This is a genomic window from Segatella copri, assembly GCF_009494835.1.
GTDB classification, from domain to species: domain Bacteria; phylum Bacteroidota; class Bacteroidia; order Bacteroidales; family Bacteroidaceae; genus Prevotella; species Prevotella copri_F.
This window is the reverse complement of sequence record NZ_VZBE01000023.1, coordinates 1-13944: the sequence shown is the minus strand read 5'-3', so window position 1 is coordinate 13944 and position 13944 is coordinate 1. Positions and strand designations below refer to the sequence as shown.

Here is a 13944-nt window from a genome sequence, read left to right as displayed (position 1 = left end):
GTAGAGATATAAGTGTTTCCGGTTTGTGCATCTGATTGCAAAAGCTGCCTTTGGAATCGTTTTTTGATGTTGGGAAAGCGGTCATTTTCGGTCACGGTCATTTTCGGTCATTTTCAAAAATGATTCGGTCATTTGGGGCTATAGTATATATAAATATATTTATATAATACTATAGGGGGAGATTTGCGCCCCCGAAAACGAAAATGACCGAAAATGACCGTGACCGATAATGACCGGATCAGACTTCTGAAAGTTATTCGGAAAAGGATGACGTTTGTTTGTAAGATAATGATAATCAATGGGATAGTTTTGCGCAGTGCTTCTGTAGAGTACCATGCTTTGTACGGCTAAAACAGTACATATTCCTTTTCGCTCTATCCCGGTTTTTGCTCTTTTTACTAGAATCTTGACAAAATATATCAAAAAATTCCTCGTTTTTCCCCTTTCATCCTACCTTTTACCCCTCTTATTTTAGCTTTCTGAAGGGGTGAAAAGTGCCATCGGAACCACTTTTTCTTGCTCCTAAGAGCATTTTTCTCCTTCTTTCTCTGAAAAAGAAAGGTGTATTTTGGTATGCTTGAAAGGGGGGAAAATATAAAATGGCAGGTTCCAAATTAACGCATCAGGAACCTGCCATTTTCTTTCATTTTACGCTAATCTCAACCTCAGCGAATTAAGCACTACGCTTACGCTGGAGAAGGCCATAAGGGCACTTGCCCACATCGGGGTTATCTGGAAATCAATGCCGAAGATATGAAGGACACCGGCTGCCAACGGGATGCAGATGATGTTGTAGATGAACGCCCAGAAGAGATTCTGCCAAATCATGTGAACCGTCTTCTGACTCAGTTTTACGGCTTCCGGAAGTGCCACCAGGTCGTCGCTCATCAGCGTAATCTGCGCCACATCCATCGCCACATCCGTTCCCTTTCCTATCGCCATACTCACGTTGGCAAGGGCCAGAGCCTGGGTGTCGTTGATTCCGTCGCCTACCATTGCTACCTGCTTGCCTTCGTCCTGAAGTTTCTTTACCAAAGCCTGCTTGTCGCCAGGCAGCACCTTGCTCTGGTAATGCTTGATGCCGGCTTTCTCCGCCCAGTAGTGAGCCGCTTCCTCCTTGTCGCCACTCATCATATAAACCTCTATTCCCTTTTCCTGCAACTGCTTCATCGCTTCCTGGGCATGAGGCTTGAGGGTCTCTCTTGTCTCCAGATCCAAATCCTCCTGCTTGGTGAAATCGATGTTCTGGTTAGGAATGGTGAGGGTGCCGGTCTTGTCGATGACGAGGGCGTTGATCTTGTGGAGATTCTCCAGCGCCGACGCATCCTTGATGAGAATCTGCTTCTGCGCCGCCTTGCCGATGCCCACCATCAGAGCGGTAGGAGTGGCTAAGCCCATGGCGCAAGGACAGGCGATGACCAATACGGCTACGGCTGAAAGAATGGCCTGTGGAAGAGCTGCGTTGCCACCTATCAGCCACCATATTAAAAAGGTGATGAGGGCGATGGCTGCCACGGCAGGAACGAAAATCAGAGCCGCCTTATCCACGATGCGCTGCACGGGTGCCTTACTGCCCTGTGCCTCCTGAACCATGCGGATGATGTGTGCCAGGGCGGTGTTCTCGCCAATCTGCTTGGCTCTCATGCGGAGCTTTCCCTGACTCGGAATGGTGCCAGCCAGCACGTTGTCGCCTGCCTTTTTCATTGCCGGAGTCGGTTCGCCGCTGATCATCGCTTCATCTACATAGGCAGCATCGGGAGTCATGAAACTCTCTGCCTGGGTAACCACGCCATCCACCGGAATCTTCTCGCCGGCTCTTACCTCTATCATGTCGCCTATCTGAATGGTGGAAATCGGAACTTCCTCCATCTTGTAGTCGTTGGTGCCTTCTATCTTCTCGTAAGTCACCAGTCGGGCGGTTTTCGGCTGCATTCCCATCAGTTGGCGGATGCTGCTCGCCGTACTGTCCTTTGCCTTTTCTTCCAGGCATCTGCCAGTTAGCACGAAGGTGATGATCATCACGGAAGCATCAAAATAAGTGTGCCATTCTATGCCTCTCGCTCCCCATACCATTTCTCCGAAGAAGGTGTTGAAGGTGCTGAATAGGAAGGCGATGAGGGTGCTGAGTGCTACGAGCGAATCCATGTTTGCCGTATGATGCAAAAGCTGCTTCCAGGCGGAAACATAAAACTGTTTGCCGCAGTAGAGCAGGTTGGCGAGTGCCAGGAGCAGACAGATCTGGTTGGCGAAGGAACTGGTATGATGAGCCGAGGCAACGCCATCTGAAATCATATTCTGTTCCATACCCAGTGAAATCCATCCCATGGAGAAACACATGGTCAGGATGGCGAAGAGCCAGGAAGCGAGGGTTCGGCGGCGCAGGAGGGTGAACTCACGGCGGTTGATTTCCTCCACGCTTCTGTCGTTTTCGATAACGAGGTCGTATCCGGCATTGCTGATTTCCCGTTTCATATCTTCCAGAGAGATGATATCGGGGTTATAGTCTACCAGGGCAGTTCGGCTCGCCAGGGATACCGAGGCGGAGTTGATGCCTTCTAGCGACTGCAGCTTCTTTTCTACATTGGCAGAGCATACGCTGCAAGCCATGCCTATTACTGGAATTGTTTTCTTCATCTGTTTCTTATATAAATGTTCTGAATTCTATAAGCAGAAGCTTTCATATCTGCTTTTCTGCCTGCAAAATTACATATTAATTATGGAAGAAAAAAGATTTATGGTGAAAAACTTTTGGCTGCTCCATGAAAATCATTATAATAAGGTAGATGAAAAATGCGATGGTTCAGGTAAGGGCACAAAAAAAGGCAGGTTCCAAATTGCTTTGGAATCTGCCTCCATCATTTATGGGAGATGATTATTTGACTTCGATGTTCTTTGTAGTCTTAGCCTCCTCCTTAGGAGTAAGCTTTGGAATCTCGACCTCGAGTATACCATCAGCTACCTTTGCTGAAATCTTCTCACGATCAGCATCCTCAGGCAGCGTATAACACTGCTGGTAGTTGCTGTAAGAGAATTCGCGGCGCAGATAGTGCTCGTGCTTGTCTTCATCCTTGTGTTCCATCTTGTTCTCGATGGCGATGTTCAGATTACCATCGTTATCGATGTTTACACGAACCCACTCTTTCTTCAAACCAGGAGCTGCAACCTCCATGATGTAATTCTTATCTGTCTCCTTGATGTTAATGGCAGGAGCAGTAGCATTCATACGTGACATTACTTCGGTATTGAATAAAGTATCATCAAAGAAGTTACTCAACCAATCTGAATCATTATTTCTACGTGCTAACAACATAATTAAAACCTCCAAATTTTATTTTACTCGTCCTCTCGGTTCCTTACGGCTCCGTCGGGATTTCTGCTTGTTAATATTCTTGTTATTTTTTTGCTTTCGCCTCGAAACTCCGTCATTCTTCTGAACTCCTTTATCTTTTGGCTTCAGCTTTCACTCTCTGTTTTTGCAACTTATGTGCCAGCGGACTGAAAGTGGTAATGTTGGCACGAAAGGATAAATATTTTAAACTTTTCTGCCAGATGATGCGGTTATCTCAACAAAAAAGTGTAACTTTGTCACCAACTAAATAATTCCAAAAAGCTTGTTTTTTTTGAAGTTTTTTCAAGAAAACGTACTTTGAATCACTCTTTTTTATTATATTTGCAATCGAAAATCGATTTGAACCTTGACTAAACGATGAAATAGTTATGGAACAGAACTTAAAAACCATATTTTATGCGATGGGTGCGATGATTCTTGCACCCCAAACCCTCTGTGCTCAGTCTGTGAACATCGAAGGCTTAGATTCCTTGCGCTTATTGGGTTCGGTGAGCGTAGTGGAGCCTGAACTTCTGAAGAAGGGTGTGCTCAATAATGCCCTGGATGCCTTGAGCGGACAGACGGCAGGTGTTAACGTCACTACCAATGGTCTTGACCGTATTGCTATGTTGAACTCCGTCCGGGTTCGCGGTACAACTTCTATCATGGGCGGCAATGATCCTCTGGTGATTATTGATGGTGTTACTTCTGATGTGGCGACGCTTGCTACAATCTATCCCGCCGATATAGAGAGCTTTACAGTACTGAAGAATGCCAGCGAAACGGCACTCTATGGTTCCCGTGGTGCTTCGGGCGTTATCCAGGTAAAGACCAAGAAGGGTACGGGTAAGGGATTTCAGATTTCTTACGAGGGAAACTATGGTATAGAGGCGATGTACAAAAGTATGGAGATGCTCAATGCCGCCGAATACATAGCTGCTGCACAGAAGTATGGGCTGGAGTATAACAATAAGGGATATGATACCAATTTCCGCAAGGCGATTACCCGAACCGGAAATATCCAGAACCATTATCTGGCCTTCAGCGGTGGCACTCCGCAGAGCAACTACCGCGCTTCTTTTGGCTATATCGACCATAGCACGATTATTCGGAGCAAGGGCTATCGTAATCTGGTGGCTAAGATTGATGTCACCCAGAAGGCGTTTGGCGATAAACTGACGGGAGATTTCGGCGTGTTCGGTTCGTCTTTCAAGAACAATGATATCTTCGACAGTCAGGCGCTTTTCTATTCTGCCGATGCCATGAATCCTACTTATCCTTATGATAAGCTGAACGGCAGTTGGGTGAAGAATGGGGCTGCATCTCAGGTGAATCCTCCCGGTGTCTTGCTCAAGGAGCGTAATGATACGAAGAACATGAACTTCAATGCTCATCTGAAGTTGAACTATGATATGACAAATTCTCTGAGTGTTTCTGCCTTCGGAGCATACAGTTATGCTTCCAACGAGAACAACCAGTTCTGTCCTACCTGGGTTTGGGCGCAGGGCAATCTCTATCGTGGGGAGTTCAAGAGCGAGGACTGGCTTGCCAATGTATCGTTTAACTATCAGCATTCGTGGGGAATCCACAATCTGAAGGCAATGGTGGGTGCAGAATATCAGAAGGATATCCGAACGGGATTCTGGACTTCTGCGAAGGGAATCACCAACAACGACATGTATTACCATAACATAGGTGCTGCTGCATCACGGCCTTTCGGTGGGACAGACAGCAAGTACGAAGATCCGACCCTGGCTTCTGTGATGGGCAATGTCGACTACACCTTATATAATAAGTATAGTCTTTCGGTTTCCATGCGTGGCGATGGTTCTTCGATGGTGGGCAATGACCATACCTGGGGTTTCTTCCCATCCGTCTCTCTTTCCTGGGATATGAAGCAGGAGAAATGGCTCCGTTCTCTCAAGGAAATTACCATGCTGAAACTGCGTACGGGCTATGGACGCTCAGGTAATCTTGGCGGAATATCTTCTTATACCACTTTGAATACGGTACGGCAGAATGGTATTGTTTCGGTGAACAGTTCTCCTACGGTTACGATGGGAATGATTAGCAATAACAATCCTGATCTGAAGTGGGAAACCCGCGCTACCTGGAATATCGGAGCTGATTTGGGATTGTGGAACAACCGGCTGGTTCTGACGGCAGAATATTACTATTCCAAGACCACCGACATGCTCTATGCCTATGATGTGCCGGTTCCGCCTTTTGCCTATGATAAACTGTTGGCAAACCTGGGTTCTATGAGCAACCAGGGTTTGGAGGTCGGCATTTCCTTCACTCCTATCCAGAAGAAGGACATGGAACTGAACATCAATATGAATCTCTCCTGGCAGAAGAACAAACTCCTCTCGCTGAGTGGTGAATATGACGGAATGCAGATGTCGGCAGCCGATATTACTGCGATGGGTGCCTTGTCGGGTGCCGGTCAGCATGGTGGTTACAACAATGTGGTCTATCAGATAGTTGGTCAGCCTTTGGGGGTATTCTATCTTCCTCATTGCAAGGGAATTATAGAAGATGGAAATGGGCATTACCGCTATGATATCGAAGATTTGGACAAGAACGGAACCATAGATTTGAGTGATGGCGGTGACAGATATATTGCCGGTCAGGCTACTCCTAAAGTAACGTTGGGTTCCAATATCAGTTTCCGTTATCGCGACTGGTATCTTTCATTGCAGATGAACGGGGCCTTCGGACATAAGATATTCAATGGTACGGGCTTAGCCTACACCAATATGTCGAGTTTCCCGGATTATAATGTGCTGAAGGGAGCTCCTGAGAAGAATATCGTTGACCAGAATGTTTCTGATTATTGGCTGGAGAAGGGCGATTATCTCAACTTTGAGAATCTCACGCTGGGCTATGATATCCCTATCCGAAAGGGCGTGGTGCAGTCGCTCAGAGTTTCGGCGAGTGTCAACAATCTTGCCACCATCAGCAGTTACAGCGGCTTGACTCCGATGATTAACAGCTACGTGGTGAACAGTACGATGGGTATTGATGATAAGCGGACTTATCCTGTTTACAGAACCTTTTCATTGGGTTTAAGTGTTCAATTCTAAAATCAGAAAGTTATGAAACGATATAGATTTTTATTTCTGCTGCTGGCGGCATTGTCTATGACATCCTGCCTGGACGAACATCCTAAGGATCAGTTGGACGAGGATGCCATCTATGGCTCTGCATCTGATATTTATATCAATGCCGTGGCTTCTCTCTATAATTATATAGGTGGAGCTAACGAGAGTGAGGGCATTCAGGGCACCTGCCGTGGCATTTACGATTATAATACGCTGACCACCGATGAGGCGATGATTCCGATTCGAGGCGGCGACTGGTATGATGGTGGCCTCTGGAATGCCATGTACCAGCATCGGTGGAGTGCCGATGACCAGTCTCTTTATGATACGTGGAAGTACCTTTATAAGGTTATCGTGCTGGCTAATAAGTCTTTGGATATTATCAGCAACAAGTCGGCCCTGCTTTCTGCCGCACAGCAGGAGGAATATCGGGCTGAGATAAGAGCCATCCGGGCTATGTTCTATTACTATGCTATGGACATGTTCGGTCGGGTCCCATTGGTCCTTTCCAGTGCAGAACAGCTCCATTCCAGCCTGTTCCAAGGTCAGACAGATCGCAGTTCTATCTTCCAGTTTGTCTTTCAGGAGTTGCAGCAGGTATTGCCTTCACTTCCCGACCAGCACAGCAATAAGGAAGGCAATTATTATGGTCGCATCACCCAGCCGGTAGTCAACTTTCTGTTGGCGAAATTGGCTTTGAATGCAGAAATCTATATGTATGATGACTGGACCCAGGGTTATGCGAGCCGTCCGAAGGGAAGTGACATTCATTTCTCTGTGCCGGCTTCTGATGCCTCTTTGCGCAATGGCGATAAGGTGGACTGCAGGAAGTTGAATGCCTGGGAAACCTGCATTTATTATTGTGATAAACTGGCAGAAGAAGGCTATGTCCTGGAGTCGGATGATTCATTCAATTTCTCTACGCATAATGAGACATCGAAGGAGAATATCTTCACGATTCCGATGGATAAGAATATCTATACCAACCAGTTCCATTATCTCTTCCGCTCTTACCATTATACGCATGGCGGTGTCTTGGGATGGGGAAGTGAGAATGGTACCTGTGCCACGATTTCTACGATGAAAGCCAATCATTATGGCGAGGCTGATGAAGATGCCCGTTGCAAGATGAACTTTGTGGCGGGAGTGGTAAAGGTAGATGGTCATGAACTGCTGATGGATAATGGAAAGCCGTTGGAGTATCAGCCTTTTGAAGTGGCTCAAAACCTGACCAACAGTAAGTTTGTCAAGACGGCTGGAGCGAGAATGGCGAAGTATGAGGTGGATAGAACCTCTTATATGGACGGCAAGTTGCAGAGTAACGACATAGTTCTTTTCCGCTATGCAGATGCTTTATTGATGAAGGCAGAGGCAAAGGTCCGAAACGGAGAGAATGGTGATGAGGAGTTGAATAGGATTCGTGCCCGTGTGGGAATGCCTTACCGTAAGGCTACGCTCGATAACATTCTGGAAGAGCGGTTGCTGGAGTTGGTATGGGAAGGATGGCGTCGTCAGGATCTCATCCGTTTCGGCAAATTCACCGGTGCCTACGATCTCCGTACGCCTCTTCAGGGTGAATCCTCCGGCTACACCACAGTCTTCCCGATTCCTCAGAAATGCATCGATTTAAATTCTGAATTGGTACAGAATAAGGGATATGTCAATATTTTGAAGTAAAGAAACTTGAATAGTGTAAGAAAAGAGATCAGCTCTTATCAGAAGCATCTGTTTTTGAAAGTTTTTCCAAAAAAGGTTTGTGGTTTCAGGAATAATGGCTAATTTTGCGGGCTGAAAGGGGAATCGCTTGATAGGCGATGATTCTTGGAATGATATAATATAAATAGAATATGGATAGGAAAAATGATGGCCTCAGACTGATGGATGGGGCTGGATATAAGAAGATAATAATTGCTTGCGACTCTTATAAGGGTTGCCTTTCGAGCAGAGAGGTAAATGAGGCGATTGCTTCGGGAGTGAAGGAATGGAATGCGGATGATGCTTCTCCCGAAATCATTACCCTGGAAATGAGTGATGGGGGAGAGGGAATGCTCGATGCTTTTCTTTCGGCGATGAAGGGAGAGCGAGTGAGGATTCATGCCCATGATGCGCTGATGAGATGGATTGAGGCTGAATACGGAATCGTGGATGATACAGCGATTATCGAGATTGCGCAGACTGCCGGACTGGCTCTGATTGAGCCTGAACAGCGCAACCCGATGAAGGCTACTTCCTGGGGCGTGGGCGAGATGATAATGAATGCTTATCGCCGGGGCGTGCGACATTTCATCGTGGGCTTGGGTGGCAGCGCCACATCCGATTGCGGCATCGGAATGCTCAAGGCGATGGGCGACGACTGGAAGAAGATTCGCCGGGAATGCAGTTTTGTGCTGGCTTCGGATGTTACCAACCCGCTTTGCGGCGAAAATGGGGCGGCTCATGTCTTTGCCCCTCAGAAGGGAGCTGATGCTAAGATGGTGCAGATGTTGGATGATAGGGCGAGGAAGTTTGCCGAGGTAAGCGCCAAGCATTTCGGATATGATAGGAGTGAGGCTCCTGGGGCTGGTGCAGCCGGCGGACTGGGCTATGCTTTCCTGCAATATTTCAATGCAGAGGCACGACCAGGGGCTGAACTGCTTTTAGAGAAAATAGAGGTTGATGTGCTCATTCAGAATGCTGATCTCGTGATTACGGGCGAAGGTCATAGTGACCGCCAGACCTTGATGGGGAAGTTGCCGCAAAGAATTCTGGAGCATGTTACCAATCAGAAAATATGGCTAGTATCGGGCGGAGTTAGCGATAGAAAGGCTATGCTGGATGCAGGATTTGATAGAGTTGTTCAGGTTACTCCTGAAGAAATGCCATTGGATGAGGCGATGAAGCCAGAAGTGGCTCGTAATAATATAATAAAGGCAATTCGTGAGCAATTTGCTTTGTAGTTTCAGCTATTATCTGTACCTTTGTGACCGTTTTCAAATAAGGTAAGAATAATGAAGTATATAATTTTTGATTTTGATGGAACCATCGGCGATTCGCAGAGTCTCATTGTGAAGACTCTGCAGGATACGATGCGTGCAAGAAAGCTGGAAGTGAAATCGGAGAAGGCTTGTGCCAAGACCATCGGTCTTCGATTGGATGAGGCCTTCGTTTCACTCTTCGGAATGAGTGCTGAGGAGGGAATGGAATGCGCAGCAACCTATCGCGAAATCTTCCTGGAGAACAAGAAGACGATTAAAGTGCAGCCCTTCCCTCATGTGATAGAAACCCTGAGAGAGTTGCATCGCTGTGGGTTTGTATTGGGTATGGCCAGCAGTCGAAACCATTGCTCGCTGGATGGATACGTGCATCAGATGCAGCTGGAGGATATATTCTCTTCCATTGTTGCAGGCGATGATGTGGAGCATGCGAAGCCAGCACCTGATATGGTCTTCAAGGCATTGAAGGAGATGAATGGAACGGCAGATGAAACCCTTGTAGTGGGCGATATGACCTTCGATGTAGATATGGCGCATCATGCCGGCTGCAAGGCTTGTGCCGTGACTTATGGCAACGGAACCCGCCAACAGCTCGCCTCTGCCGAATGGATCATCGATGATTTCGCAGAACTCCTGGAAATCGTAAAAGAATAAACTGAACTCTGAATAAAAAGATAATTTTATCCTTGCTGGAATAAAAAAGCGGATAAAGTTATCTTTTTATTCATTTTTTTATAGTACCTTTGCACCCGCAATTGGTTCGCTGCCACCTTCTGCCGCCTCAGGCAGGATGAGTGCGTAGTGATTAAAAGGGAATCGGGTGAGAAGCCCGGACAGTCCCGCTGCTGTAAGCGTCTTATTGCGGCAAGCATCATGGTCACTGACAATTTTTCGGGAAGACCGCTTGCCATGAGTTTTGCATCTTTTTATGTTTACATAGAGTGAGATGCTGGGAGGACGCAAGTCAGAAGACCTGCCGTTGCCATCGGAAACAATATGATGAAAGAGTGTCTTTAGGATAAGAGATTCCGATGATTCTATCCAACCCCGTGGGATGGGTTCGTGATGGAGACACAGATAATAATATAAAAGATAGGATGAATGAAGGCATTGAGGATATTTTGTCTCGGTGGCTTGCTACTGTTGTATGCACAAGTGGGTATGGGGCAAGATTCCATTCGTACCGAGCATTTGCAGGAAGTAAAAGTGAATGCTCGGCAGCACCGGATACTTACGAGCACATCACCTCTCCAGCTTTTGGACAAGGGGGATATGTTGAGGCTCGGCGTTACGGATATGGCCGACGCTTTGCACCGCATGCCAGGCATCAATCTGCGCGACTATGGTGGGGCAGGAGGAATGAAGACGGTAGCTGTGCGTGGATTCGGAGCGGGACATACGGGAGTGAGTTACGATGGTGTGCTGCTCAGCGAATGTCAGGGCGGCGAAATTGATGTGTCCCGTTATTCGCTCGACCAAGTGCAGACATTGCGACTCACCATTGGTGACAACGACGACATTTTCATTTCGGCCCGGCAAGCCTCGGTGGCAGCTTTGCTTGCCATCGAGACTATGAGCGAGATTCCCATCGACCAGCAGCCTCACCTCTCTACTCAGTTGCAGGTGGGGTCCTTCGGATATGTCTCGCCTTATCTGCGCTATGTGCAGAGATTGTCAGATAGGTTCACTCTCCAGGCGATGGGTGAGTACACCTATGCCGAAAACGACTATCCTTTCATTTTGCACAATGGTAAATATACTACCCATGAGCGAAGAACCAACAGTCGTATGAACTCGGGGCATGGCGAACTGAATATGCACTGGATGATGGGCAGACGAGCCGATGGTATGAGCCGGAACCAATTGTGGGCAAAGATTTACTATTATGACAACGACCGACAGTTGCCTGGCATCGTGAGATATTATACCGATGTAACAGCCGAACAGTTGCACGACCGCAACGCCTTTGCTCAGGCGAGGTGGCAAGCCAGAAGTCTCGATGACCATTGGATGCTGAAGGTGCAAGCCAAGATGAACTGGGCGAGCTCTGCCTATCAGGACACGCTCGTGGCAAATCGGCGCAATGATGCTACCTACTGGCAGAGGGAATTTTATACTTCGGCAGCACTGATGTGGATGCCGGGGGACGGCTGGGCGGTGGATTACTCTGCCGACTGGATGATGAACTCGCTCAACAGCACTCTCGCCACCGACCTGCGACCTCATCGACATGGCATCCTGCAGTCGCTCTCCGCCCGATATGCGAAGGGAAGATGGGTAGCTCTTGCCAGAATATTGGCTTCGGTTTACCTCAACAGCGTGGGGCGCAAGATAGAGACTCAGCAAGGCAGCGCCAATCCTACCAAAGCAGGACAGGCTGCCAAGGATGCACGCCGGCTTTCGCCATCGCTTTCGCTTTCTTATCGGCTCCTGGGAAATGGTACTGCCAGCGATGAGCTTTATCTCAGGGCTTCGTACAAGGACATCTTCCGGGTTCCTACTTTCAACGAGAACTATTTCTTCCATTATGGAAGTTCAGATCTGAAGCCTGAGAAAACCCGACAGTTGAATATCGGGTTTACGTGGAAAAAAACTTCTTCGGGAGATGGGGGAAACGGCGAATCCCTACGTTATAAGGGATGGAATATTCAAGCAACGCTGGACGGCTATTGCAATCGGGTGACCGACAAGATTGTGGGCGTTCCTTACAATATGTTCGTTTGGCGTACTGTGAACTTGGCACGGGTTGATGTAGTTGGCGCGGATGCCTCCTTGCGTGGCACCTGGCAGATGGCTCCGGGGCAGCAACTCTCGCTGCAAGGGTCGTATAGCTACCAGCACGTGGTGAATCATACCGACCGCTCGTCCAGATATTATGGCAATCAGGTAGCCTATATCCCTCTGCACTCGGGCAGTATTGCCTTGGGGTGGGAGAATCCCTGGGTGAATGTCTCGCTCCATGGACAAGGAATGAGCAAGCGATGGGCCAACAATGAGCATTATGAAGGCACCGAAGTGGATGGTTACTGGGACATGGGGTTGACGCTCTATCGTCAGCTGGATGGACTGACTCTTTTGGGGAAATCCCTGAGAGGTGTGAAGGTTAGAATGGATGTGAAGAACCTGCTGTCTGAGCAGTATGAACTCGTAGGGCATTATCCGATGCCTCGCTGCAGCTGGATGTTAAGCATCGGGTATAACTTCTAGATAGTAACAAATTAGATTCAAATATAAACAGAAAAAGAAAATGAAAAAGTATTTATTAGGTTTGGCGGTGCTCTTGATGGGTACTGCAGTGATGACATCATGTAGCGACGACAACGATGGTCCTGAGACTTATCTCCAGGAGTACAGCACGGGCGCTTACGTTGTGAATTCAGGTAACATGTATAACAAAATTGAGAGCTCTCTCACAGCTATCGACTATGCTTCAAGCACAGCCACACAGAAAGTATTCAAGGCTGCTAACGGTCGTTCGCTCGGTAATACTGCCAATGATGGCATCGTATATGGCAACAAGATTTATCTCGCCGTAGATCAGAGCAACACCATCGAGGTAATCGACAAGAAAACCAAGCAGAGTATCAAGCAAATCAAGACTACAGACCTGCTGGGCAAAGCCGAGGGTGCTGAGCCTCGCCATATCATCGCTGACGGTGGCAAGGTTTATTTTACCACATACGGTGGATATGTGGCTGCCGTGGACACCACAAGCTTTGCTCTTCAAAAGAAGTGGCAGGTGGGCAGCTATCCTGAGAGCTTGGTCATCGGCAATGGCAATCTCTATGTAGCTAACAGCAACTACGGTTATGGTGGTGGCAACATCTCTTGCATCAATCTTTCCAACGACAATGTTGAGACTAAGAATATCGAGGGCGTGAACAATCCTACCAGCATCTATTATGCATCTAATGTTTTGTATGTTCTCGACAACCCAGTATATGGACCTGCTCCTGACTATGCGACCACTGGCGAGAATGCCCTACGTGCAGTGAGTTTCGCCGAGGGCAAGTCGCAGAAGGTGGCAGATGGCAACTATGCAGTATGCGTAACCCCTGGTACTACAACACGTACGCCGCAGTTGGTTCGTTCTTATTTCTTTGTGCTCAATGCACCTTATGGCGGCACTCCTAGCGTGAGCGTGCTTGCAGCAGGAAGTACACAACCACAGGCGCTGACGCTCTCTGAGAAGCCTGTGAGCCCATGCGGAATCTTTGCCGACCCATTGAACGGTCATATCTTCGTGCTCTCTTATAAAATGGGCGATAAAGGTACTCCCGACTATAATGGCAATGGCTACGTAGTGGAGTATGACAGAGCTGGTCAGAAGCAGCATGAGTATGAGACTGGCGTAGGTTCTTGCGCTATGTTCTTTGACTCTGCCTACAAGACTGCATACGCAGAATAAGATGTCGCGAGACAGATGATTATATAACTCATCCAATCCATGGGGAAGTGTCGTTTCGGCGCTTCCCTTTTTTATGGTATGCTCGGCATGAGCTTATTCTAATGGGTGCAAGTCCCTAACAAGCCCTAATAG

General features: G+C 47.7%; 9 protein-coding genes and 1 riboswitch. Of the genes, 7 read left to right on the top strand and 2 right to left on the bottom strand.

Annotation, left to right across the window (positions count from 1 at the left end):
• Positions 1 to 648: 648 nt before the first annotated feature.
• Positions 649 to 2634, bottom strand: a complete 1986-nt coding sequence (locus F7D47_RS04020; protein WP_153086643.1) for a heavy metal translocating P-type ATPase — start codon at positions 2632 to 2634, stop codon at positions 649 to 651.
• 82 nt (positions 2635 to 2716) lie between these two features.
• Between F7D47_RS04020 and F7D47_RS04015 the strand changes: the two genes are divergently transcribed.
• Positions 2717 to 2872, top strand: a complete 156-nt coding sequence (locus F7D47_RS04015; protein ID WP_153082670.1) for a hypothetical protein — start codon at positions 2717 to 2719, stop codon at positions 2870 to 2872.
• Here the strand turns inward: F7D47_RS04015 and F7D47_RS04010 are convergent, their stop codons facing one another.
• The gene (locus F7D47_RS04010) at positions 2873 to 3310 is read right to left on the bottom strand and encodes an Hsp20/alpha crystallin family protein (RefSeq protein WP_022121596.1); all 438 of its coding nucleotides are present in this window, start codon (positions 3308 to 3310) and stop codon (positions 2873 to 2875) included. It lies immediately after the preceding gene.
• Positions 3311 to 3759: 449 nt separating this feature from the next.
• Between F7D47_RS04010 and F7D47_RS04005 the strand changes: the two genes are divergently transcribed.
• The 6 genes from F7D47_RS04005 to F7D47_RS03980 all read left to right on the top strand — a co-directional run bounded on the left by F7D47_RS04005 (position 3760) and on the right by F7D47_RS03980 (position 13812).
• Positions 3760 to 6414 carry a SusC/RagA family TonB-linked outer membrane protein gene (locus tag F7D47_RS04005; RefSeq protein WP_194252561.1) on the top strand — a complete coding sequence of 885 codons (2655 nt, stop codon included), beginning with the start codon at positions 3760 to 3762 and terminating at the stop codon, positions 6412 to 6414.
• A gap of 12 nt (positions 6415 to 6426) precedes the next feature.
• Positions 6427 to 8109, top strand: coding sequence for a RagB/SusD family nutrient uptake outer membrane protein (locus F7D47_RS04000; protein WP_153086641.1), 1683 nt, complete (start codon positions 6427 to 6429; stop codon positions 8107 to 8109).
• Between the two features lie 170 nt (positions 8110 to 8279).
• Positions 8280 to 9368, top strand: a complete 1089-nt coding sequence (locus F7D47_RS03995; RefSeq protein WP_153086640.1) for a glycerate kinase family protein — start codon at positions 8280 to 8282, stop codon at positions 9366 to 9368.
• Between the two features lie 51 nt (positions 9369 to 9419).
• Entirely contained in the window at positions 9420 to 10058 is a 639-nt protein-coding gene (locus F7D47_RS03990) for an HAD family hydrolase (RefSeq protein ID WP_153086639.1), read from the top strand.
• Between the two features lie 85 nt (positions 10059 to 10143).
• A riboswitch (cobalamin riboswitch) is annotated at positions 10144 to 10399 on the top strand.
• Between the two features lie 106 nt (positions 10400 to 10505).
• The gene (locus F7D47_RS03985) at positions 10506 to 12611 is read left to right on the top strand and encodes a TonB-dependent receptor plug domain-containing protein (protein ID WP_153086638.1); all 2106 of its coding nucleotides are present in this window, start codon (positions 10506 to 10508) and stop codon (positions 12609 to 12611) included.
• A 40-nt stretch (positions 12612 to 12651) separates the two neighbouring features.
• Positions 12652 to 13812: a YncE family protein gene (locus F7D47_RS03980; RefSeq protein ID WP_153086637.1), complete on the top strand. Its 1161-nt coding sequence runs from the start codon at positions 12652 to 12654 to the stop codon at positions 13810 to 13812.
• Positions 13813 to 13944 lie beyond the last annotated feature (132 nt).

Excerpts from the sequence above, each read along its gene's own strand:
- F7D47_RS04020 (WP_153086643.1), bottom strand. The coding sequence starts at position 2,634 with ATGAAGAAAACAATTCCAGTAATAGGCATGGCTTGCAGCGTATGCTCT.
- F7D47_RS04015 (WP_153082670.1), top strand. The coding sequence starts at position 2,717 with ATGGAAGAAAAAAGATTTATGGTGAAAAACTTTTGGCTGCTCCATGAA.
- F7D47_RS04010 (WP_022121596.1), bottom strand. The coding sequence starts at position 3,310 with ATGTTGTTAGCACGTAGAAATAATGATTCAGATTGGTTGAGTAACTTC.
- F7D47_RS04005 (WP_194252561.1), top strand. The coding sequence starts at position 3,760 with ATGATTCTTGCACCCCAAACCCTCTGTGCTCAGTCTGTGAACATCGAA.
- F7D47_RS04000 (WP_153086641.1), top strand. The coding sequence starts at position 6,427 with ATGAAACGATATAGATTTTTATTTCTGCTGCTGGCGGCATTGTCTATG.
- F7D47_RS03995 (WP_153086640.1), top strand. The coding sequence starts at position 8,280 with ATGGATAGGAAAAATGATGGCCTCAGACTGATGGATGGGGCTGGATAT.
- F7D47_RS03990 (WP_153086639.1), top strand. The coding sequence starts at position 9,420 with ATGAAGTATATAATTTTTGATTTTGATGGAACCATCGGCGATTCGCAG.
- F7D47_RS03985 (WP_153086638.1), top strand. The coding sequence starts at position 10,506 with ATGAAGGCATTGAGGATATTTTGTCTCGGTGGCTTGCTACTGTTGTAT.
- F7D47_RS03980 (WP_153086637.1), top strand. The coding sequence starts at position 12,652 with ATGAAAAAGTATTTATTAGGTTTGGCGGTGCTCTTGATGGGTACTGCA.